The following is a 24,568-nucleotide window of genomic DNA, read 5'->3' on the forward strand; positions in this document are numbered from 1 at the left end:
CAGGAGCAATGCGATGAGTACTGACGATAAACGCGTTCGAGAATTTGCTTATCAAATCTGGGAGTCGGAAGGCAAACCCGAGGGCCAGGAAGCCCGCCATTGGGAAATGGCTCGCAAACTGACTGAAGCTGAAGCACTGGCTCCGAGCAAATCGCCTAAGGCTGCCGGCAGTAAGTCAGCCGGCAAAGCGCCGGTGAAAAAGGCTGACAGTAAAGTGGCTGATAGCAAGGGTGCTGAACCAAAAGCCAAGGCCAAGAAGCCAGCAGCGGCCTCTTCCGTGGTTCCGCCCGGCGAAAAAGCGGCAGATAAAAAGCCCCGCGCAGCGCGTAAACCGCCCGCTGTCTGACGCGCTCACCCTTTTGTCCTGAATGACTCGTGGCGAGTGCGCTCGCCACCGAGGCTTCGCTCGCCCTCGAAAAAACCTAGAGCCACGCACGCCGCGTATGTCCCCCCTATTTGCAGGAGCACCTATGAGCAGTCCCGATAAATCCGCCCCAGAAGTCAATGCCGAGCCATCGAGAGTTCGTGAAGGTCTGCCGTTTCCGCTAGGCGCAACCTGGGACGGTCTGGGGGTCAACTTCGCATTGTTTTCCGCCAACGCCACCAAAGTTGAGCTGTGCATTTTCGATGACACCGGCGAAGTAGAACTCGAGCGCATCGAGTTGCCGGAATACACCGACGAGATCTACCACGGCTACCTGCCCGATGCGCATCCGGGCATGATCTACGGCTATCGCGTCTACGGTCCGTACGACCCGGCGAACGGCCATCGCTTCAACCACAACAAACTGTTGATCGACCCGTACGCCAAGCAATTGGTGGGGGAACTCAAATGGTCCGAGGCGCTGTTCGGCTACACCATCGGTCACCCTGACGCCGACCTCAGTTTCGACGAGCGCGACAGTGCACCGTTTGTGCCCAAGTGCAAAGTGATCGACCCGGCTCACACCTGGGGCAATGATCAGCGCGTCAGCGTGCCGTGGGACAAGACGATCATTTATGAAACCCATTTGCGCGGCATCAGCATGCGCCACCCTTCCGTCCCCGAAAACGTCCGCGGTACGTGTGCCGGGCTGATGGTCGATGACGTGCTGGAACACATCCGCAAGCTTGGCGTGTCGTCGGTTGAGTTGCTGCCCATCCACGCGTTCGTCAATGACCAGCACTTGCTGCATAAAGGCATGACCAACTACTGGGGTTACAACAGCATCGCGTTTTTCGCCCCGGACCCGCGCTACCTGGCCAGCGGCAAGATTGCCGAGTTCAAGGAGATGGTTGCGCACCTGCACGAAGCCAATCTGGAAGTGATTCTCGACGTGGTCTATAACCACACCGCCGAGGGCAACGAACAGGGCCCGACCCTGTCCATGCGCGGCATCGACAACGCCTCTTATTACCGCTTGATGCCGGACGACAAGCGTTACTACATCAACGACTCCGGCACCGGTAACACGCTCGATCTGAGTCACCCGTGCGTGCTGCAAATGGTCACCGATTCGCTGCGCTACTGGGCCACGGAAATGCACGTCGACGGTTTCCGCTTCGACCTGGCGACCATCCTCGGCCGCTACCACGATGGCTTCGACGAGCGTCACAGCTTCCTCGTTGCCTGCCGTCAGGACCCGGTGCTGCGTCAGGTGAAAATGATCGCCGAGCCGTGGGATTGCGGCCCCGGTGGCTATCAGGTCGGTGGCTTCCCACCGGGCTGGGTCGAGTGGAATGACCAGTATCGCGATACCGTTCGCGCGTTCTGGAAAGGTGATGAAGGCCAACTGGCCGATTTCGCCAGTCGCATGACCGCCTCTGGCGAGATGTTCAACCAGCGCGGACGTCGTCCGTATGCGTCGGTGAACTTCATCACCGCCCACGATGGTTTCACCCTCAACGACCTGGTGTCGTACAACGACAAGCACAACGAAGCCAACGACGAAAACAATCAGGACGGCAGCAACAACAACCTGTCCTGGAACCATGGCGTTGAAGGTCCGACCGACGATCCGGAAATCAACGAACTGCGCCAGCGGCAGATGCGCAACTTCTTCGCCACGCTGTTGCTGTCGCAAGGCACGCCGATGCTGTTGGCCGGCGATGAGTTTGCGCGCACTCAGGATGGCAACAACAACGCCTACTGCCAGGACAGCGACATCGGCTGGGTCAACTGGGACCTCAGTGAAGATGGCAAGGCGCTGCTCAAGTTCGTCAAGCGTCTGATCAAGCTGCGTCTGACTTACCCGATCCTGCGTCGTGGTCGCTTCCTGGTGGGCAATTACAACGAGGACATCGGCGTCAAGGACGTCACCTGGCTCGCGCCAAGTGGCGCCGAGATGTCGATCGAGCAGTGGGAAGATGCGCACGGCAAATGCCTGGGCATGTTGATGGACGGCCGCGCACAGGAAACCGGGATTCGCCGCAAGGGCGCCGACGCGACCCTGCTGCTGGTGGTCAACGCGCACCACGACGTGGTGAATTTCACCCTGCCCGAAGTGCCGGACGGTGGTCACTGGACTTGCATGATCGACACCAACCAGCCGTCGATTCGTGGCCAGGAGCGCTTCGAGTTTGGTCACGAATACTCGGTCACCGGCCGTTCGTTGCTGCTGTTCGAATTGCAGCATGAGGAAGAAGAGTGAAATGGACCTCAACGCATTTCTGCTGCGTTGGTCACCGGATTACCCTGACGCCGATGCGTTAGGGCAATGCCTGCGGGAGATGGTCGAGGCAGGTCTCGATCAGCTTCCATTGCCCGGTAACGGTCAAACGCTGGAACGTTTCCAGCGTTTGGCCGAGGTCGGCGGGCATGATCTGGGGCTGTGCAAACTGTATGAAGGTCACACCGACGCGCTGGCGATTATCCAGCAACTCGGTGGTTCACCCACCCCGGGCAGCACGTGGGGCATGTGGGCAGCGGAACCGCCGGAAGCTCGGGTTCGAATCAGTCCGCACGGCCATCTGGTCACACTGAACGGGCGCAAGGCCTGGTGTTCCGGCGCAGCGGTGTTGAGTCATGCCCTGCTGACCGCTTGGGATGATCAGGACCGTCAGCAATTGGTTGCAGTGGCGCTGGATCAACCGGGCGTGACCGTCACCGATCAGGGTTGGCAAGCGGTCGGCATGGGCGCAACCGGCAGTGTCGAAGTGGTGTTTGAAGGCGCCGAGGCACAAGCCATCGGACAGCCCGGCGATTACCTGCAACGACCCGGTTTCTGGCAGGGCGGCATCGGCATCGCCGCCTGTTGGTACGGCGCCGCGCAAAGCATCGCTGAGTACCTGCGCAGCCATTGTGCGCAACGTCCCGAGCCTCATGCCCTCGCTCACCTCGGCGCTGTCGATTGCGCATTGCAGTCGGCTGCGGCAATTTTGCGAATCAGCGCCCTGACCATTGATGCAGCGCCCCTTGATGATGCGCAACTCTTGGCTCGCCGCGCCCGCGGTGTGGTCGAACAGGCGGCCGAGCAGGTCATTTTGCACGTCGGCCATGCCCTCGGTGCAGGCCCCTACTGCAAGGATCGGCACTTCGCCCGGCTGATCGCCGATCTGCCGGTGTTCCTCCGTCAAAGCCACGCCGAACGAGACCTCGCGGCCCTCGGCGAACAAGTACTGCGCGGAACATGGACGTTATGAAAGCCAATCCAATCGTCGGTCAGGGTACGCCGCTGCATCAATGGCAACGCTCCAGCCAGCTGGCGCAGCTGGCTGAAATCGACATTCTGCAACTGGTGCCTGAAGGCGCGCGTGCGGTGATTATCGCACCGCACCCGGATGACGAAGTGCTCGGCTGTGGTGGTTTTTTGCAAATGCTCGCCACTGCCGGCCGGCCGATGCAGCTGATTTCGGTGACCGATGGCAGCGCCAGTCATCCCGGCTCCGCGAGCTGGCCGGTAGAACGCCTGAGCACAGTGCGACCGCAGGAATCCGTCGAGGCTTTACGCCGATTGGGTCTGCCGCTGCACAGCCTGAAATGGTTGCGCGGTGGTTTTGCCGACAGTCAGGTCGCAGCACGCGAGATGGAGTTGTGCGATTTCATCGAACGGTATTTGCGCCCGGCTGATGTGGTGTTCACTACGTGGCGCGAAGACGGCCATTGCGATCACGAAGCCGTGGGCCGCGCCAGTGCTGAAGCAGCACAGCGTGTGGGCGCCACGCTGTATGAACTGCCGGTGTGGACCTGGCACTGGGCATCGCCGGAAGATTGCGCGGTGCCTTGGGATCGAGCCCGAAAAATTCTGTTGAGCCCGCATCTGGTCGCGCGCAAGCGCCACGCTATTCACGCCTTCGCCAGCCAACTGGAAGGTGATCCGCAGATTGGCTTGCCGCCGGTGCTGGCGCCCCATGTGGTCGATCGTTTGCTGCAACCGTTCGAGGTGGTGTTTATATGAGTGTCGACGATCGCTATTTCGACGGACTGTTTGCCGGCAACGATGATCCATGGTCGTTCCGGCAACGCTGGTATGAACAACGCAAACGCGCAATCACCCTCTCTGCCCTGCCCCGACCACACTATCGCGCCATTTTCGAGCCCGGTTGCGCCAACGGTGAGCTGAGCGCGGAACTCGCCGGCCGCTGCGATCGCCTGCTGTGCTACGACACTGCAGCGGCAGCGGTCAGCCTGGCGCGTACGCGGCTGAGCCTGTTCGATCATGCCGAAGTACGCCAGGGTCGTTTGCCGCAGGATTGGCCAAACGAGCAATTCGACCTGATTGTATTGAGTGAAGTCGGCTATTACCTCGATGCCGACGATTTGACCCGCTTGATCGAACACGCCGCGCGGTCACTGACGGCCGACGGTCAACTGCTGGCCTGTCATTGGCGCCCGCCGATCGATGGCTGCCCACTCAACGCCCGACAGGTGCATGACCAGTTGCACGAGCAGCTGCATTTGCCGCGCCTGGTTTTGCATCAGGAAGCTGATTTTTTATTGGAAGTCTGGAGCCGTGAACCACGCTCCGTGGCGGCGCTTGAGGGTTTGCGATGATTGGAGTTCTGATCCCGGCACACAATGAAGAAGCATTGCTTGAAGAATGTCTTCGGGCGGCATTAGTGGCAGCCCGGCACGAGTTATTGAACGGTGAAGATGTTGAAGTGCTGGTGGTGCTGGACAGTTGCACCGATCGCTCGCTGGATATCGTCAACAGTCACCCGGTGCACAGCCTGGTGATCCAGGCGCGTAACGTCGGCGAAGCACGCGCAGTGGGTGCCCGGTATCTGCTGGAACGTGGCGCGCGCTGGATTTCCTGTTCCGATGCCGACAGCCGGGTAGCCCACGATTGGCTGGTGGCACAACTGGCCCTTGGCACCGATGCGGTGTGCGGCACGGTAACCGTGGATGCCTGGCATGAGTCGTTCGATGAAGCGGCGCAAATTCGTTATCACCAACATTACCAGGCCCGTGAAGGGCATCGGCATATCCACGGCGCCAATCTGGGCATCAGCGCCGAGGCCTACCGGCGGGCTGGCGGATTTAAGCCTCTGGCCTGTCATGAAGACGTGCATCTGGTGCGGCAGCTCGAACGCTGCGGTGCGACGATTGCCTGGAGTCACCGGCCACAGGTGCTGACCAGCGCACGTCTGGACGCGCGGGCTCGTGGCGGTTTCGGTGATTATCTGCGGGGGATGCTGCAAGTCGGCTGAAAAACGAAACAGGTAGAACATTAGGGCGACGAATTGCCTTACTTGAGCAATACTCTGCTCGCCGCAATCCAGGGTTTGGAGCACGGCACTTCGCAATCAATTGATACAAGGACGTAGACCCATGAAACCTGTCTCCAGCAATGACGCCAGCCTCGCGCCACAAATCTGGAACCACGCGGCTCAACTCGACAACATTCCTGTGATCAGCACCCGCAGCCTTGTTTCTCCAGGTGCACGTGCGGTGGTCATCGCGCCCCATCCGGGTGATGAAGTGGTGACGTGCGGGGGGCTGCTGCAACTGCTCAGCGCGCTGGGCCATCCCTTGCAACTCATCTCTATCACCGACGGCAGTGCCAGTCACCCGGGCTCACGCCAGTGGTCGGAAAAACGCCTCAGCGTGTTCCGCCCGCAGGAAAGCGTCGAAGCTCTGCGGCGGCTCGGCCTGCCGATGCACAGCTTGAAGTGGATTCGCGGCGGGTTTACCGACAATGCCTTGAACGAGCGGGAAGACGAGCTGACGCAATTTATCGCCCGCTACCTGCGTCCCGACGATGTGGTGTTCACTACCTGGTCCGGCGACGGCAATTGCGACCACGAGGCTGTAGGCCGTGCCGCCGCTCTGGCCGCTGCCTCAGTGGGGGCAATTTGCAATGAAGTGCCTGTCTGGGCGTGGCACTGGGCAGCCCGCGATCAAGCGCAGATTCCCTGGCATCGCGCCCGAAAGCTGCGCCTGGACACCTGGACGGTGGCCCGCAAAAGCCACGCCACCCACGCTTACGCCACCCAGCTCGACGGCGAACCCGCCATCGGCATTGCCCCGCTAATTCCGCCAGTGCTGCTGGAACGCATGCGCTTGCCGTATGAAATCGTTTTTGTCTGATGCAACCCCTGTAACGCATATACCACCTGTAGCAGCTGCCGAGCCTGCGAGGCTGCGTCCGGCTCAGGCACGTTCAGACGCAGAAGCCCTGAACCGGCTGACGCAATGTGCCTGGCAGCCGGAGTCGCCTGGTGCCGCGAGTCCTTCGGCCTCGGACGCAGCCTCGCAGGCTCGGCAGCCGCTACAGGGGTGGGCGCCGCTGCGGGAGGTTCGCGGCGTCACGACGAATCACGCTGAACTGCTCGCCCGCGGATCAGTCGCATGCATAAGCAAGCCTGATCCAGAGGAGTGAACGTGACCAGTGATTCCAAGCCGCAAGCCATCGAACCCGTAGCGTTGGACGCGCAATCGGCGATTCATCGACTCAAGGTGCTGACGGTCAACACTCATAAAGGATTCACCGCGTTCAATCGGCGCTTCATCCTCCCGGAACTGCGCGAGGCAGTGCGCAGCACTTCGGCGGACCTGGTGTTTCTGCAGGAAGTGGTCGGCGAACATGAACGTCATTCCAACCGCTTCAATGAGTGGCCGCAGACCTCGCAATACGAATTCCTCGCCGACAGTATGTGGAGCGACTTCGCCTACGGTCGCAATGCCGTTTACCCTGATGGTCATCATGGCAACGCACTGCTGTCGAAATATCCCATTCGTGAATACCGCAATCTAGATGTCTCCATCACCGGCCCCGAGCGTCGTGGGCTTCTGCATTGCGTTCTGGACGTACCGGGGCACGCCGAAGTCCATGCGATCTGCGTGCACTTGAGCCTGTTGGAGAGCCATCGCCAGTTGCAGCTTCAGCTGTTGTGCCAACTGCTCGAATCGCTGCCCGATGATGCGCCGGTGATTATCGCTGGCGATTTCAATGACTGGCAGCTGCAAGGCAACGCCACCCTCGCCCGCCGCAATTACTTGCATGAAGCGTTCGAGCGCCACCACGGCCGTCCGGCGAAAACGTACCCGGCACGTTTCCCCTTGTTACGCCTGGACCGGATTTACCTGCGCAACGCCAGCAGCCACAACCCGCGGATATTGGGCAATAAACCATGGACGCATTTGTCGGACCATTTGCCCTTGGCGGTTGAAGTTCATCTATGAGCAGATCTCACCAGATGAGCTACTGTCATTTCTGTCAGTAGGTTTGCTGGATCTCTATAGCTACGGTGAGTTGTTCTCGTAAGTTTTATACATGGACGCGTGACTCACCGTAGCCGATTGCCGAAACCTCCCTTTCGGGTAGTTAGTTATCCGTAGCTGTCTCGCAAATCGTGCTGACGAACACCCCGATGCCACTCAGTAAGCGTCAGGTATGGACGGCACTCACTTGCGGAGACAAGCATGATCTTTTTGCCAACCCGGCCCGACTATCGCTGCAGCGCCTGCGCTGTTTCCATTTGGTTGTGCACCGCTTGGGCGCAACCGGCACAGGCGGCCTGCACGCTGGTCCCCACCGCCGGTAACGACAATTACGTGTGCGACAGCGCCAGTAGCGGCGCGCTGACCGATCTGCTGGGCAACAACAGCCTGACTTTTCCTGCCAAGGGCTCCGGCGTAATCACCGGTAACGTGGTTTTCGGCGGCGGCAGCGACACGTTCAGCATGAACTCCGGAACAGTGATTGGCGCACTGGCTCAAGGTGACGGCGCTGATACATTCACCATCACCTCCGGCCAGATTACCGGGGCAGTCAGCCAGGGCAATGGCATCGACAATTTCTTCATGAGCGGCGGTGTTATTCTATCCCTTGCCCAAGGCGACGGCCGCGACACTTTCCTGATGACCGGGGGCACCATCACCGGCGCATTTGAGGACGGCGACAGCGCAACAATGACCGACGGCACGATTGGCCGGGTTGACATGAAACTCGATAACAACCTGTTTGACCTCTCGGGCGGTGAGATTTTCGGCAATCTGGTAACCGGGTTCGGTACCGACACCATCATCGTCTCCGGCGGCCGCATTGGCGGCAATGTGTCTGTCAGCGGCGGCAACGACAGCATCACGCTGACAGGTGGCGAAATCGCTGGTGAAATTCGCGCGAGTGCGGGCGATGACACGTTTGTCTGGGGCAACGGTGGCACGGTTCTCTCGGCGATTCTGCTGGACGCCGGCAACGACAGCGCGACGTTGCGCAATCTGACCGAAACTACACTTGCACGGACGCCGAGTATCAACGGCGGTACGGGCAACGACGTTTTGACTTTCGACACCTCCTCCTCGGCGGGCGCCGCGCGTTATGTCAACTGGGAAACGGTCAATCTGAACAGCGGCTCCAACTTCGATCTCGACGGCGTTTTCCAGATGGGCGACAACGTTAGCGGCACAGGCGTGTTCAACATTGATGGCAGCAGCACCATGACCTCTGCTCAGGGCAGCATCAGCGCCTTCACCGCAGGCCAACTGGCAACTCTGAACAACGCCGGCACCATTAATCTCACCACAGGCAATTTGCACACCGATGACACGCTGACGGTACAGGGCAACTACGTGGGCAACGGAGGCAAACTGCTGCTGCAAAGCGTGCTGGGTGACGACAGCTCACCGAGCGACAAGCTGGTGGTGAATAACGGCACTTTGACCGGCAATACCGTGATTACAGTAGAGAACCTGGGCGGCGCCGGCGGGTTGACGCTACAAAACGGCATCCAGCTGGTTGACGCGCAAGGCGCGACGGTCAGCAACAACACGGCCTTCGCGCTCAATGGTGGCCTCATTTCCGCAGGTGCATTCGATTATCGTCTGTTCAAAGGCGGTGTTACTGAGGGCAGCCAAAACAGCTGGTACCTGCGCTCGGCGGTTGTTGCTCCGGCGGTAACGACTATTCCCAGTCCGGACCCAACATTGCCGCCGATCACGGTACCGGTGGTTCCCGTGCCGGTTGCCGCCCTCGCCCCGCCACCGCCCGCGCCTGAACCAGGCAGTCCCGAGCTGCCACGGCCAGCATCTCTTCCTCCGCTACCCGAGGCTGTACCCGGTGCTGCACCGATTGCGCTGTATCGCCCGGAAGTCCCCAATTGGTCAGTGCTGCCCCCTGCCGCTGCCCAATTGACGCTGATGGCGCTCGGTACTTTCCATGATCGCCAGGGCGACCAACGCCTGCTCACCGAAACCGGGGCATTCGGCGCGGGCTGGGGCCGGGCCTACGGCAAGGACCTCGACCAGACATGGTCCGGTACGGTGACGCCGAAATTCGACGGTTCAATCAAAGGCTTTCAGGTCGGCAATGACATTTATGGGTCACAAACCCCTGGAGGGCAAACCCAGCGCACCGGTTTTTTTGTAGGGCATACTGAAATGAAGGGCCAAGTCGACGGCTTCAACGAGGGTTTTGAAGACAAGCGCGCAGGCAAGATCGATCTACGAGGCGATCATGTCGGCTTGTACTGGACGCTAGTGGGTGTCGACGGCTGGTACTTCGATAACGTGATCATGGCGACCCGTTTTGATGGCGAAAACCGCTCAGAACGCGGCCTTAAACTCGACACTCGGGGTCACGGGCTGACGCTGTCCAGCGAAGCGGGTTATCCATTTGCCCTGACTGCCAAATGGGTGGTTGAGCCCCAGGTGCAAATCATCCACCAAAAAATCTCTTTGGACAGCCAGAACGACGGGATTTCCGGAGTCGCATTCGATTCCGACGGCGCATGGACCGGTCGCTTGGGCGCACGGCTCAAAGGCAGCTACCAGATCAGTGACCGTCCGTTCGAACCCTACCTGCGGGTCAACCTGTGGCGCACCTTGTCGGGCACTGACACGGTGACGTTCGACAATGTCGACGAAGTGACTACTGAGCAGAAATCCTCATCCGCTGACATCGGCATAGGCATGAACCTGAGCATTGCTAAAGACATCAGCGTTTACTCCAACCTCGACTACACCAGCAATATTGACAGCCAGCAGATGCGCGGCATTTTCGGCAGTATGGGCGTGAGAATTAGTTGGTAACCATCACGTACCGGCTCAACGCTTTACGGTAGACACGCCGCATGCCGGATCTGGCAACGCGTCCGCCAGCGAACTGAATTCATGGAGTGGGCGGGTCGGAGCGAAAATACCGCGATGACCTGTTATTTCTAACAGTAGGCAGAGACCCGGCGGCCGGGCACTGTGACGGTCTGTCTCTTGACCAAGGCCAGCACGGATGCCAACAGCCGCTTTGTCCTACGCGCATACCGGCACGCCCAGCCTTCAGGTGTCGGATGCGCGTGAATTGATGGTTCGGTCGGTGCAGTTTCATCGACGGGAGCCGCGCGATCCAATTGATACGCAGGTGACTTCGCAGCGGTTCGATGCGGTGGGTCGTCTGTTGGGAAGCCGTGATCCTTATCTGTTTGAGCTGGCCAAGACTGATCTGTTGACGCCGTTCAATGTGACGCAGGTGGCGAGCCTGTCCGGGGTTGTGCTGCTGACTGACAGTGTGGACGCCGGTCGGCGGGTTGTGCTGACGGGAGGCTCTGGCCAAATTGTTGAGCATTGGGACGGGCGTGGCAGTCGTTCGTTGACTGAATATGATCAATTGTTACGACCGTTGGCCGTGCGCGAAAGTGGCCTGGATGTCGCAGAGCACACGCTGGAGCGGTTTACGTATGCCGATGTCGGGGCGGACGCCATTGCGCACAATTTGTGTGGGCAGTTGATGCGGCATGATGACCCGGCGGGCACCGTTCATGTCAGCGACCTGAACATGGCCGGCCAGCTGCTTAAACACACGCGTCGGTTTTTGCTCCAGACCGATCCTCCAGACTGGCCGATGCCAGCCGCCGATCGAGATGCCCTCCTGGAAACCGACGACGGCGCGATCACCTCTTACCAGTTTGCTGCGACTGGCGAACTGCTTGAGCAAACCGATGCGCTGCATAACCGCCAGATTCTCGCCTACACCGTCGCCGGGCAATTGAAGCACGCTCGCTTGACCTTGGCCGGCGAAGGCCAGCTCGAGAAATTGCTCGTCAGCGACATCGATTACGACGTCATGGACCAGATTCATTCGGAAACCGCTGGCAACGGCGTCATCACCCGCCGCCGTTATGACGAGGCCAACGGCCGCTTGACCGAACTGAGCGCACACAAAGCAAATGGCACGCCGCTGCATGTTTTGAAATACCGATATGACGCGGTGGGCAACGCGCTGAGCATTGAAGACGCTGCGCAACCGATCCGCTATTTCAACAACCAACGCATCGAGCCGACCAAAACTTATCGCTACGACACGCTTGATCAATTGATCGAAGCCTGTGGTTGTGAAGCCAAAACCGGCCAGAGCGGCCCCGCCCTGCCCGACTTTCAAAGCCAGTCGACCGACCCCGGGCAAATCGCCAATTACACCCAGACCTATCATTACGATGCCGGCGGCAACTTGCTTGATCTGGTGCACCTGGGTGCTCAGGCCCATGGCCGCACATTGACGCGTGATCGCTATAGCAACCGCTGTCTACCCGAACGCCAAAACCGGCCTTTGACCGAAGAAGAGTTGGTCAATGGTTTTGACGCGAACGGAAACTTGCTGGAGTTGCAGGCGGGCGAGCCACTGGGCTGGGATCTGCGCAATCAACTGCGCGCCGTGCAGCTCATAGTGCGAAAAAATGGCCAGGCTGATGGTGAGTGCTACATCTACGACGGTGGCGGCCAACGGGTGCGCAAGGTGAATGTGAGCCAAACCGGCACCCGCACTATCACTCGCGAAGTGCGCTACCTGCCAGGCCTGGAAATCCGCACCCATGGCAAGCCGGGTGAAATCCTCCATGTCATCACCGTCAATGCCGGTACAAACAGCGTGCAAGTGCTGCACTGCGTGGCCGGGCGGCCTGATGAAGTGCCGCAGAATCAAATGCGCTACAACCTCAACGATCACCTCGGATCCAGCGCACTGGAGCTGGATGAGACCGCGAACTTAATCAGCCAGGAGTGGTATTACCCGTTTGGCGGGACTGCCTATTGGGCAGGTCGAAATGCGATAGAAGCCAGTTACAAAACCGTGTGTTACTCCGGCAAAGAGCGCGATGTATCAGGGCTTTATTATTACGGCTTCCGTTATTACGCTCCGTGGGTACAGCGGTGGATAAATCCGGACCCGGCAGGCTACGTAGATGGTATGAACCTGTTTTCAATGGTTGGTAATGGCCCAATAAACTACATGGATCCGGACGGACGAGTTAAAAACAACCCTACTCAGCAAGAAATCGATTCATACGCAGAACAACTCAAGAATTTTTCTGACATGCCTGAAGACGCAATAAATGAAGTTATCTCGAAATATTTAAACAAAAAAAACATTGATGCGACTTTATATTTAGAATCCATCAAGGCTGCCGCTGGAATACCCACCAGCGCGAAGACATATCATAGAAAACTAACTGAGTCTGAACGAAAAGGAATTCATTTATTCTGGTCTACCAATGCCGGATCGCGTTACATTAATTCAATCACAAGAAACCATCTCCTAGGTAAAGCCGTGCAGGAAAGACTTACATTATCCGAAGCAGAAAGGGACGCCCGTAAGGAGCTGGGGTCCAATCTAGGTGACTCTTCAATTAAGATGACTACAGAAATTGATCAACAGTGTTTTACTCCGGCAATGACATTATTGGGAGCACATCAGGATGATCCAAGACGCACTATCAACCTTATGAAGGCAACATTTGTCGAACGAGCACCTGAAACCGCGGTTTACCGAGGCGCATTAGTTAACCCCTTCATCGATACGGGGCACATTGTACAAGCCAGCGGCTTTACATCTTTTAGCCCTGATGAGCAAACGGCGTCGATGTTTACTAGTCTCGGCCACAAAGACGAGTTCAAAAGTGGAAGAAGCCCGGTTGTACTGGTGGTAGATGGAGGCTATAAATTACTTACCCGCATTACTGAAACAGAAGTCGTATTTTTGCCCACTACGCAGTTTAAAGTAACCGGCGTCCACCGCGGACGGAAAAACATTAAGTTTTTCTTAAAACAGGTGGATTACAAGGCAGGGCAACACAAGCATATTATTTAGCGGCTGCATAATATGGGTTCCGGTGAGAAAGCGTGTAGACGCATATGCCACACCACCGCCCAACACCAGGTTATGTCTTACAGTAGGCAGATGAGTGAACCCCCGTTGGCGTTCGCCATTCGATCACGGCCAGTAACGATGCGATCAGCAAATTCGTCTTACGCGCATGCTTGCACCTCGACGATTCAGGTCACGGATGCGCGTGGCGCAGTGGTCCGGACAGTGCAGTTTCATCGGCGCGACGCCAGTGATCCGATGGAATCGCGAGTGACTGCGCAACGCTTCGATGCGTTAGGCCGATTGGTGGCGAGCCGTGATCCTTATCTATTTGACCTCGCCAAGACCGACCCGTTAGCGCCGTTCAATTTGACTCAGGTGACCAGTCTGTCTGGAGTAGCGCTGCTGACCGACAGTGTAGATGCCGGTTGGCGGGTATTGTTGGCAGGCGATGCCGAGCAAGTCGTCGAGCTTTGGGATGGGCGTGGCAGCCATTCGTTGACTGAATATGATGAATTGTTGCGACCGGTGGTCATTAGAGAAAGCGGCCCCCACCTTGCCGAACACACACTGGAGCGTTTTACCTATGCCGGTGTCGGGCCGGCGGATATTGCGCACAATCTCTGCGGCCAGCTGATGCGGCATGATGACCCCGCTGGCACCGTGCATGTGGACGACCTGAACATGGCCGGCGAAGTTCTGAAACACTCGCGCCGGTTTCTGTTGCGCACGGATCCGCCTGACTGGCCTTCGCCGGCCGCCGACCGCGAGGCTTTATTGGAGACCGCTGACGGCGCGACCACTTCCTACCAGTTTTCTCCCTGGGGCGAACCGCTTGAGCAAACCGATGCGTCGCACAACCGTCAAGCCTTCGCCTATACGGTCGCCGGGCAACTGAAGTCCACTCGACTGACCCTGGCCGGCGAGGACCGGGACCAAAACGAGAAGTTGCTAGTCAGTAATATTCACTACAACGTCATCGGCCAGATCGAGTCGGAGACCGCTGGCAACGGCGTCATCACTCGCCACCACTATGACGCTGCCAACGGACGATTGATCGACCTCAGCGCGCACAAAGCCAATGGCACGCCGCTGCATGTTTTGAAATACAGCTACGACGCCGTGGGCAACGTGCTGAGCATCGAAGACGCTGCGCAATCGATTCGTTACTTCAACAACCAACGCATCGAGCCGACCAGAACGTATCGCTACGATACGCTTTATCAATTGATCGAAGCCTGCGGTTATGAGGCCAGATCCGGCCACAGCGGCCCCGCCCTGCCCGACTTTTACAGGCTACCCATCGACCCCAACCACATCGCCCATTACACCCAGACTTATCATTACGACGCCGGCGGCAACTTGCTCGATCTGGTGCACCTGGGTGCTCAAGCCCATGGCCGCACATTGACGCGTGAGCGCTATAGCAACCGCTGTCTACCCGAACGCCTAAACCGGCCTTCGACCGAGGAGGAATTGGCCAATGGTTTTGATGCCAACGGCAACTTGTTGGCGTTGCAGCCTGGCCAGAGACTGGACTGGGACCTGCGCAATCAACTGAGCGCCGTGCAGCTCATTGTCCGAAAAGATGCCCTGGATGATCGTGAGTGCTACGTCTACGATGGCGGCGGCCAACGTGTCCGCAAAGTGAATGTGAGCCAGACCGGCACCCGCACCATTACTCGCGAAGTGCGCTACCTCCCCGGCCTGGAAATACGCACCCAAGGCACGCCGGGTGAAATCCTCCATGTCATCACCGTCAATGCCGGTACCAACAGCGTTCAAGTGCTGCACTGGCTGGCCGGACGGCCTGATGAAGTGTCGCAGGATCAAGTGCGTTGCAGCCTCAACGATCACCTTAAATCCAGCGCATTGGAATTGGATCAAAGCGCCGACATCATCAGCCAAGAGTGGTATTACCCCTTCGGGGGAACTGCATATTGGGCGGGTCGAAACGCCATTGAGGCGAAGTACAAAACCGTGTGCTATTCCGGCAAGGAACGCGATGCCAGCGGACTGTGTTACTACGGGTTCCGTTATTACGCGCCCTGGCTCCAGCGTTGGATTAACCCAGACCCTGCAGGCAATTCAGATGGTCTGAACAGATTCCTGATGGTCCGCAACAATACGTTATCCCTGGTCGACCCTAACGGACTTACGGGTGAGAAAGCCACCTGTTCATATTTTGATGAGGATTTAGAAACGCGCCTCAGTTTAATTAAAGATTCAGAAAAACGTTCTGAGTTTATAGCCAAAAGCATGGAACACACCGTCACCAGAAGATTCTATATAAACACAACGTACAAATACGACCGGTTCGAAAATATCTATCAGAAAGAAAAGTGGACATTCGCGTCCAATTTTAGATACTCAGAAGAAAAAGACTACTTTGCTAATGACGTTACTAGATATCAATACTCAATTATCTCTAAAAGAGAAGGTTTTTTCGGGCACCTTCCATCCGTGATAGAAAGAGAGGGAGTCATGAATAAAATAACGACCTCAAAAACAATTTTATTGAAAAGCGGATCAGAAGCACTGCTCAGAACATTCTTGAATGAAACGCCCAATGGTAAATCCACAAAACGAATTTTGGACGATTTCGGGTTGATTGCAACTAAAGTTGAGATAAATTATAACGCACACAGTAAAGACCCTAATTATCTTATACACGTAGCAAGAGATGTACAGCAGGCAAGGTCGATTACCGAGACTGTTCCCATCCTACCAAATTCAAGTCTTGGTGTGACGCCAAGGACCATTCCAACATATATACAGTGGCTCTGCTTTCCTTGGCGTTTCCAGGGGCACCGATCCACAAATTCTAAGCAGGAGAATAGTACATAGTTAGCGGGCTTTATTACCGTTTTGCATAGGCAATAGGATACTGGTCAAAAGCGCGCTGTCACAGATCACTCTGCAGAAACGCGCTCGACCATTTTCAACGGGCTAATTTCAACCCTCCGGCCTGAACATCAACACCGCCAACGGCGGCAGATTCAGCACCAGCGATTCGGGTTGTCCGTGGCTCGGTTCTGCCTCGCTAAACGCCCCGCCGCCATTGCCGTAATTCGAACCGGCGTACTTCTCCGAATCACTGTTGATCAGCTCGGTCCAGCGCCCGGCGAATGGTACGCCGATGCGGTAGGCCTCACGCGGGATCGGCGTGAAGTTGGCCACGACCAATACCGGCCGGCCGTCTGAACTCCAACGCAGCCAGGCGTAAACACTGTTGATGGCATCGTCGCCAATCAGCCACTGGAAGCCAGCCGGTTTGTGGTCCTGATCGTGCAGGGCTGGCTCTTCGCGGTAGAGCTGGTTGAGGTCAGCCACCAGTTTCTGCACACCCTGGTGCTCAGGGTATTGCAGCAAATACCAGTCGAGTTGCTGATCGTGATTCCACTCACGCCACTGACCGAACTCGCAGCCCATGAACAGCAGCTTCTTGCCCGGATGCCCCCACATGAAACTGAGGTAGGCGCGCAGGTTGGCGAACTTCTGCCAGCGGTCGCCGGGCATCTTGTCGATCAGCGAGTGCTTGCCATGAACCACTTCGTCGTGGGAAATCGGCAGGATGAAACGTTCGGACCACGCATACATCAAGCCGAAACTCAGCTCGTTGTGGTGATGGGCGCGGTACACCGGATCCTGCTGAATATAATGCAGCGAATCGTGCATCCAGCCCATGTTCCATTTGTAATCGAAACCCAGCCCGCCCTGTTGCGTCGGTTGGCTAACACCTGGCCATGCGGTGGATTCTTCGGCAATCACCAGCGCACCCGGCGCTTCTAGGTTGACCACGTCGTTGAGGTGGCGCAGGAAGTCGATGGCTTCGAGGTTCTCGCGGCCGCCATGACGGTTCGGCACCCACTCGCCGGCTTTGCGCGAATAATCACGATAGAGCATCGACGCCACTGCATCGACACGCAGGCCATCAATGTGGAAATGCTTGAGCCAGTGCAGCCCCGAAGCGAGCATGTAACCGTGCACTTCGGTGCGACCAAGGTTGTAGATCAGCGTGTCCCAATCCTGGTGAAAACCTTCCTGCGGATTCCCGTATTCGTACAGCGCGGTGCCGTCGAATTGGGCCATGCCGTGGGTGTCGGTCGGGAAATGCGCCGGGACCCAGTCAAGAATCACGCCGATGTCCGCCTGGTGGCAGGCATTGATGAATGCCGCGAAATCATCCGGCGAACCGTAACGCGCGCTCGGGGCGAATTGCGACAGCAGTTGATAGCCCCACGAACCGCCAAACGGATGCTCCATGATCGGCATCAGTTCGATGTGGGTGAAGCCCAGCTCCTTGACGTACGGAATCAACCGCTCGCCCAACTCGTGCCAGGTGTACTGGCGCGCCACTTCGCCGAGATCGTCGAGTTCGCACTGCCAGGACCCGGCGTGCAATTCGTAGATCGACAGCGGCGCGCTCGCCTTCTGACGGTCGAGGCGCGCCTCCATCCAGGCGTGGTCCTGCCAATCGATGCTCAGCGGTGCAGCCACTTTCGAGGCAGTGTCCGGTGGCAGCGTGGTCGCCAGTGCCATCGGGTCTGCCTTCAACGGCAGAATACCGTGGGCACCCAGGATCTCGTATTTGTAAGCCTCCCCCGCCTGCAGACGCGGGATGAACAATTCCCAGACGCCGGTCGGGTGACGCAAACGCATCGGATGACGGCGGCCGTCCCAGTTGTTGAAGTTGCCGACCACAGAGACCCGTTTGGCGTTCGGCGCCCACACGGCAAACCGCACGCCGTCCACACCGTCGACAGTTTTCAGCTGCGCGCCCAGGCAACTGCTCAGGTCTCGGTGGTTGCCTTCGGCGAACAGGTACAAGTCCATTTCGCCAAGCAACGGCCCGAAGCTATAAGGGTCTTCGGAAAGCTGTTCACCACCGGCCCAGCGAACGCGCAGCTGATAAGGTTGCGCGCGGTCGAAATGCCCGACGAACAGCCCCGGCGTCTGCGTGTTCTCAAGGCTGCCAAGCTCTTCGCCGGTGTCCTTGGCCACTACCTGCACGCTTAACGCGTCTGGCAGATACGCCCGAATGAATTGCCCGCCGGCGTTATCGCCATGGGGGCCGAGAATCGAGAAAGGGTCATGGTGCTCAGCGCGTACCAATGCGTCGATGTCTTGCGCATTGGGCATCAGCGCCTCTTGAGCGTGACCCTGTTCCTTGTTCGAGAAACTCATGACTATTCTCCACCAAGTTCGGAAAAGGGTTTAAGCCCACTTAATAATCCATACAAACCGTGCAGCGGCACCGGCAACCAGGTCGGGCGATTTTCCGCTTCGTACGCCACTTCATAGGCTGCCTTTTCCAGACCGAACAACGCCAGCGCGGCGTCCTCGCCTTCCGGATCTTGCCACGCATGACCAAGACTAGCTGCCGCCAGCCGATAAGCGTCGACAAAGGCCTGTTTTGCTTCAGTCAAATAACGATCGGACACTCGCTGGCGGGCATCCTGTGCTTCATCGGTGTTATCGACGTTGTGCACGTTGATCGCCATGGCCGCCGCGTAATCGAACGAGCGCAGCACACCGCTAACATCCTTGTACGGGCTGTGTTTGCCCCGACGTTCCGACAGTGGACGGGCCGGTTCGCCTTCAAAATCGATCAGGTAAGCATCGCCCTTGATCACCAGCACCTGACCCAAGTGCAAGTCGCCATGGACACGGATGCGCAGGCCGCCGGTGGCTTTTTTGCCGAGCTCCTGCACATGGGCCAGGATGACTTTCTTGTTGTCCAGCAGCCGTGTGACCATGGCCTGGTCTGCACTGTTCAGCTCATGCTGGTGTTCCTGAAGCAATTTCAAGGCGCGCTCGACTTGAGCCGCGACATCCTTGGCCGAAGCCAACGCGTCCTTTTCGCTGGTCACCTGCGGGGCGAAATCCGCGTCATCGGTCGGCGCGGCCAGCACCTGGTGCATTTCGCCCAGACGCTGGCCGAGCATCCCGGCGAAATCACGCAATTCGCCGAGCGCGTTGTAATGCTGTTCCTGCTCGGACATGGCGTCTGCCAGCTCATCGCGCAGCGCTCGTTCGAGGTTGTTCTGTGTCCATTCCCATGCGTCGCCCTGATTGCTCAGATAACCCTGGGCGATCATCAGCAAGTTGTCCTCGCCCTGGGCATCGCGACGCACCACCGAACCCAACAGCGGCGAAATATTGCTGAAGCCGGCGTTGGTCAGGTACGCGCTCATTTCCAGCTCCGGGTGCACACCCGAGGCGACCTTGCGGATCAGCTTGAGTACCATGCTGCTGCCGATCACCACTGAACTGTTGGACTGCTCGGCGGACAAATAGCGCACTTCCGATTCGCCAGTCAGGCCAAGTTTGGCCAGCTCTGCGGTCGGTTCGAAACGAATTTCGCCGCCGTCCGAAGGCAACACGGTGTTGTCCTGCATGCCTTGCAGCACCGCACGGATGAAGTTCTCGAGGCTGAACGCGTCGGTGATCAAGCCGACCTGCGGCCCGCGTCGAACCCGCGACAACGCCAACTGCTGTGGCAGCGCCGGGCCGACCTGATCATCAGCCATAAAGCCAAACGGCAATTGATAACGACTGGTCTGGCCGCCGCTGGTGACTTCGATTTCACTCAATAGCACCGGATGCTGGGCATCACCGAAACGCACACCATAGGCGAGGTTGACCTTCTCGATCGCCGTATCCTTACCGGCATACCAGCGTCGATTTTGCAGCCAGTTCGGCAGAATGCTCTGCTCCAGCGTGTCGCGAGACGGCGACTCGAGCAGCTCTTCCATGCGTTTTTTCAACACCAGGGTGGTGAAGTCCGGCAGGCTTTGCGCCGGTTCTACGTGCCAGGTGGGCATTTGATTCTCCGCAGCGAGTCCAAACCAATAAAAGCCGTAAGGCGCCAGGGTCAGAAGAAAATTCAGTTGGCCAATCGGCGGGAACGCATTGCCGCCAAGCATTTCCACGGGAACCATGCCAACGTAAGCCGACAAGTCGAGTTCCGCTGCCTGGGCGCTACGGGACACGTTGGCCACGCACAGGATGATTTCGTGTTTGCCGTCCGCCCCGGTGAATTCACGGGTATACGCCAGAATCCGCCGGTTGCTCGGCGAGAGCATTTTTATCGTGCCGCGCCCGAAGGCCTTCGACTGTTTGCGCACGGCGAGCATGCGCCGTGTCCAGTTGAGCATCGAATGCGGATCGCCGGACTGGGTCTCGACGTTGACCGACAGATAACCGTATTGCGGGTCCATGATCGGTGGCAGCACCAGGCTCGCCGGGTCGGCGCGGGAGAAGCCGCCGTTGCGATCGATCGACCATTGCATCGGCGTGCGCACGCCATCGCGGTCGCCGAGGTAAATGTTGTCGCCCATGCCGATCTCGTCACCGTAATACAGCGTCGGCGTGCCCGGCATCGACAGCAGCAGCGAGTTGAGCAATTCAACGCGGCGACGGTCACGTTCCATCAACGGCGCCAGGCGCCGGCGAATACCCAGATTGATCCGCGCCCGACGGTCGGCCGCGTAGTAATTCCACAGGTAATCACGCTCTTTGTCGGTGACCATTTCCAGCGTCAATTCATCGTGGTTGCGCAGGAAAATCGCCCACTGGCAATTAGCTGGAATTTCCGGCGTCTGGCGCAGAATGTCGGTAATCGGGAAACGGTCTTCCTGAGCCAACGCCATGTACATGCGCGGCATCAACGGGAAGTGGAACGCCATGTGGCATTCGTCGCCGTTGAGACCCTGTTTATCGGTGTCACCAAAATACAGCTGCGTGTCTTCCGGCCATTGGTTGGCCTCGGCGAGCAACATGCGGTCTGGATAATTGGCATCGATTTCGGCGCGAATCTGCTTGAGAACGTCGTGGGTCTCGGGCAGGTTCTCGTTGTTGGTGCCGTCGCGCTCGATCAGGTACGGGATCGCATCCAGACGCAGGCCATCAATGCCCATGTCGAGCCAGTAGCGCATCACCGACAACACCGCTTTCATGACCTGCGGGTTATCAAAATTCAGGTCCGGCTGGTGGGAATAGAAACGGTGCCAGAAATACTGCTCGGCGACCGGGTCCCACGTCCAGTTGGATTTCTCGGTGTCGAGAAAGATGATGCGTGTGCCGTCGTACTTGTGATCGTCATCGGACCACACGTAAAAGTCTCGCGCCGCCGAGCCTTTCTTGGCTTTGCGCGCGCGCTGAAACCAGGCGTGTTGATCGGAGGTGTGGTTGATGACCAGCTCGGTGATCACCCGCAAACCACGGCTGTGCGCTTCGGAAATGAACCGCTTGGCATCGGCCATGGTGCCGTAGTCGGGATGCACACCACGATACTCGGCGATGTCGTAGCCGTCGTCGCGGCGTGGCGAGGGATAAAACGGCAGCAGCCAGATCGTGTTGACGCCCAGATCGGCGATGTAATCGAGTTTGGCGATGAGGCCGGGAAAGTCACCGATCCCGTCGTTGTTGGAGTCGAAAAAAGATTTGACGTGTACCTGATAGATCACCGCATCCTTGTACCAGAGCGGGTCCTTGATAAAGGTAGCTCCATTGGATTTCTTCGCCATTTGAAACTCCTGTTGAAATCGAAAAATGCCGCTGAACCGATCACCATTTCAGACGCGATGATTAACCTGTGGGAGCGAGCCTGCTCGCGATGGCGGCGGTACATTCAGCACATGTATTGCCTGACACACCGCTATCGCGAGCAGGCTCGCTCCTACAGTTTTTGGTCTCAAACGGTGATGCGCCAAATCCCGAACGGCTGCACAGCCGGGTCTAACCGCATGAACTGATACTTGCCATGCCAGGTCCAGCGATGGCCATTCATCAAGTCTTCGCCCTGCGTGGCGGCGTCGTCAGGCAGGCCCATTTCCCAAAGCGGCAATTCGAAGTTGGCTTCCTGCACGTTATTCGGATCAAGGTTGACCGCGACCAGGATGAAGTTGCTGCCACCCTCGCTGCGCTTGCCGAAGTACAGAATGTTGTCGTTCCAGGCGTTATAGATCGTCAGGCCGAGGTGCGTGTGCAAGGCCGGGTTCTGTCGGCGAATGCGATTGAGCTGAGCGATCTCGGCAATGATGTTGCCCGGCGCGTTGAAATCCCTCGGACGAATCTCGTACTTCTCGGAGTTGAGGTATTCCTCTTTGCCCGGTACCGGCGCCGACTCGCACAACTCGAACCCGGAATACATGCCCCACAAACCTGAACCCATGGTCGCCAGCGCCGCACGAATGAGAAAGCCGGGACGCCCGGACTGATGCAGGAACGGCGGGTTGATGTCTGGCGTGTTGACGAAGAAATTCGGCCGGTAGCATTCGCGCCAAGGCGACTCGTTCAACTCGGCGAGGTAAGTAGAGAGTTCGTATTTGGTGTTGCGCCAGGTGAAGTAGGTGTAACTCTGGGAGTAACCGACTTTGCCCAACCGCGCCATCATTGCCGGGGTGGTAAACGCCTCGGCCAGAAAAATTACTTCCGGATGCAGTGCGCGCACATCGGCAATCAGCCACTGCCAGAACGGCAAAGGTTTAGTGTGCGGATTGTCCACACGGAAAATCTTCACGCCCTCTTCGACCCATCCCACGACCACGTCGCGCAATTCCACCCAAAGGCTCGGAATCGCATCGGCGGCGTAGAAGTCGACGTTGACGATGTCCTGGTATTTCTTCGGCGGGTTTTCCGCGTATTTGATCGTGCCGTCCGGCCGCCAGTTGAACCAGCCCGGATGTTGCTTGAGCCATGGATGATCCTGAGAGCACTGAATGGCGAAATCGAGGGCAATTTCCAGACCGTGGTCGGCAGCAGCCGCCACCAGCCGACGGAAGTCTTCGCGGGTGCCAAGCTGCGGATGAATGGCCTCGTGACCGCCCTCCTCACTGCCGATCGCGTAAGGGCTGCCCGGATCATCAGGGCCAGCGGTCAGCGAGTTGTTCGGGCCTTTGCGAAAGCTGCGGCCGATCGGGTGAATCGGCGGGAAGTACAACACGTCGAAACCCATGTCCTGAATCATCGGCAGTCGCGCATGCACATCGTTGAATGTGCCGTGGCGAGCCGGATCATCAGTGATCGAGCGCGGAAACAGTTCATACCAGCTGGCGAACTGCGCGAGCTCGCGCTCGACGTCCACCGGGAACTCCGGGCTGTGGCTGAGGAAGGCACGATGATCGGCCTGCTGCATCAGATCAGCGCTACGTTGGTGCAAAAACAGCGCGACCTGCTCGGTTTCGAGCAGCCCGGACAATTCATGATGCAGCGCCGCGAGGTCTTCGCTCAACTGGCCTTCAGTGCGCTCTGCCGCTTGCTGGACGTGATTGCGGCCTTCCTGCAATTCCAGGCTCACGGGCACTGCCGCAAGATGCTTTTTCTCAAGCTCATAGCAGAACGTGGCGAAATGATCGATCCAGGCCTCGATGCAATAAACGTAGCGGCCTTGTTGCGCCACCTGAAAGCGACCTTCCCAGCCATTGTTGCCAAGTTCTTCCATGACTTCGCTTTGCCAGGTCTCATCACCCTCGGCACGCCAGCGGATGCGCACGGCCAGCTTATCGTGGCCATCGGCAAACACCTTGCTGGTTACCACTACGTCCTGGCCAACCACGGCCTTGACGGCAAACTGCCCACCATCAAGGATCGGCATGGTGTCTTCAATCGCGATGCGCGGCAGGAGTAACGCCTGTGCCAGCGGGATGTGCGGGTTATAGCTAAGTTCTGTAGTGCCTTCAGCAGTCATCGAGCATCTCTCCTTAACGCCCCATGGACGCTCATTGTCTGATCATCGTTCTCACAAGGCGGTCTGCCCCGGTATGAACTCGCTTAGGTTCCGAGCTATGGCCGTGAGTAAAAGTTCACGCGGATATCGGGGGGAATCAATTCCGTTGCGTGGTGGTCAATCGACTTAAGCACGTCTCACGCCATGTGCCACCAGGAGGCTTCAACGATGACACTTCCCAACCCGGTAGAAACGCCCGATCCGAACATCGACGACCCGGTCATCCCGCCGACCGATCCGCAACCGGTCCCTGAGCAGGAACCGCCAGGGACTACGCCACCGCCTCGGGAGGATCCGCCGGATACGATGCCGCCGGTGGTGGTTGCGGCCGAGTAAATCCCCA

The 24,568-nt window shown here is 58.1% G+C and carries 15 protein-coding genes; 12 read left to right on the forward strand and 3 right to left on the reverse strand.

Annotation, left to right across the window (positions count from 1 at the left end; all coding sequences use genetic code 11):
- The first annotated feature begins 13 nt into the window (after positions 1-13).
- From DU29_RS0107010 to DU29_RS01000000129555, 11 genes are all read left to right on the forward strand, one after another.
- Positions 14-346, forward strand: coding sequence for a DUF2934 domain-containing protein (locus tag DU29_RS0107010; RefSeq protein WP_028621102.1), 333 nt, complete (start codon positions 14-16; stop codon positions 344-346).
- Positions 347-470: 124 nt separating this feature from the next.
- Complete coding sequence (glgX, locus tag DU29_RS0107015) at positions 471-2,630, forward strand: glycogen debranching protein GlgX (RefSeq protein ID WP_028621103.1); 2,160 nt, start codon at positions 471-473, stop codon at positions 2,628-2,630.
- Position 2,631: 1 nt separating this feature from the next.
- Positions 2,632-3,621 (forward strand): acyl-CoA dehydrogenase family protein, encoded by a 990-nt coding sequence (locus tag DU29_RS0107020; protein ID WP_028621104.1) that lies wholly within the window; start codon positions 2,632-2,634, stop codon positions 3,619-3,621.
- On the forward strand, positions 3,618-4,376 hold the full coding sequence (locus tag DU29_RS0107025) for a PIG-L deacetylase family protein (RefSeq protein WP_028621105.1): 759 nt from the start codon (positions 3,618-3,620) through the stop codon (positions 4,374-4,376). Before DU29_RS0107020 ends, DU29_RS0107025 begins: the two co-directional genes overlap by 4 nt.
- Complete coding sequence (locus DU29_RS0107030; protein ID WP_028621106.1) at positions 4,373-4,972, forward strand: SAM-dependent methyltransferase; 600 nt, start codon at positions 4,373-4,375, stop codon at positions 4,970-4,972. Before DU29_RS0107025 ends, DU29_RS0107030 begins: the two co-directional genes overlap by 4 nt.
- Entirely contained in the window at positions 4,969-5,628 is a 660-nt protein-coding gene (locus DU29_RS0107035) for a glycosyltransferase (RefSeq protein ID WP_028621107.1), read from the forward strand. Before DU29_RS0107030 ends, DU29_RS0107035 begins: the two co-directional genes overlap by 4 nt.
- A gap of 121 nt (positions 5,629-5,749) precedes the next feature.
- Positions 5,750-6,508, forward strand: coding sequence for a PIG-L deacetylase family protein (locus tag DU29_RS0107040; RefSeq protein ID WP_028621108.1), 759 nt, complete (start codon positions 5,750-5,752; stop codon positions 6,506-6,508).
- A 294-nt stretch (positions 6,509-6,802) separates the two neighbouring features.
- On the forward strand, positions 6,803-7,603 hold the full coding sequence (locus tag DU29_RS0107045) for an endonuclease/exonuclease/phosphatase family protein (protein ID WP_028621109.1): 801 nt from the start codon (positions 6,803-6,805) through the stop codon (positions 7,601-7,603).
- A 240-nt stretch (positions 7,604-7,843) separates the two neighbouring features.
- On the forward strand, positions 7,844-10,450 hold the full coding sequence (locus DU29_RS0107050) for an autotransporter family protein (protein ID WP_028621110.1): 2,607 nt from the start codon (positions 7,844-7,846) through the stop codon (positions 10,448-10,450).
- A gap of 196 nt (positions 10,451-10,646) precedes the next feature.
- Positions 10,647-13,496: an RHS repeat domain-containing protein gene (locus DU29_RS01000000129550; protein ID WP_050483082.1), complete on the forward strand. Its 2,850-nt coding sequence runs from the start codon at positions 10,647-10,649 to the stop codon at positions 13,494-13,496.
- Between the two features lie 267 nt (positions 13,497-13,763).
- On the forward strand, positions 13,764-16,340 hold the full coding sequence (locus DU29_RS01000000129555) for an RHS repeat domain-containing protein (protein ID WP_050483083.1): 2,577 nt from the start codon (positions 13,764-13,766) through the stop codon (positions 16,338-16,340).
- Between the two features lie 108 nt (positions 16,341-16,448).
- Here DU29_RS01000000129555 and glgB read toward each other — a convergent pair whose 3' ends face one another.
- The 3 genes from glgB to DU29_RS0107075 form a co-directional block, all read right to left on the reverse strand.
- Positions 16,449-18,680 carry a 1,4-alpha-glucan branching protein GlgB gene (gene glgB, locus DU29_RS0107065; RefSeq protein ID WP_028621111.1) on the reverse strand — a complete coding sequence of 744 codons (2,232 nt, stop codon included), beginning with the start codon at positions 18,678-18,680 and terminating at the stop codon, positions 16,449-16,451.
- Between the two features lie 2 nt (positions 18,681-18,682).
- The gene (gene treS / locus DU29_RS0107070) at positions 18,683-22,024 is read right to left on the reverse strand and encodes a maltose alpha-D-glucosyltransferase (protein WP_028621112.1); all 3,342 of its coding nucleotides are present in this window, start codon (positions 22,022-22,024) and stop codon (positions 18,683-18,685) included.
- Between the two features lie 167 nt (positions 22,025-22,191).
- Positions 22,192-24,186: an alpha-1,4-glucan--maltose-1-phosphate maltosyltransferase gene (locus DU29_RS0107075; protein ID WP_028621113.1), complete on the reverse strand. Its 1,995-nt coding sequence runs from the start codon at positions 24,184-24,186 to the stop codon at positions 22,192-22,194.
- A 207-nt stretch (positions 24,187-24,393) separates the two neighbouring features.
- On the opposite strand from DU29_RS0107075, the gene DU29_RS1000000132970 reads away from it, so the two are divergent.
- A complete protein-coding gene (locus tag DU29_RS1000000132970; RefSeq protein WP_177326947.1) occupies positions 24,394-24,561 on the forward strand; it encodes a hypothetical protein in 168 nt (55 codons plus the stop codon).
- Positions 24,562-24,568: the final 7 nt, after the last annotated feature.

It is taken from the genome of Pseudomonas sp. Ant30-3, assembly GCF_000690905.1.
Lineage (GTDB): Bacteria > Pseudomonadota > Gammaproteobacteria > Pseudomonadales > Pseudomonadaceae > Aquipseudomonas.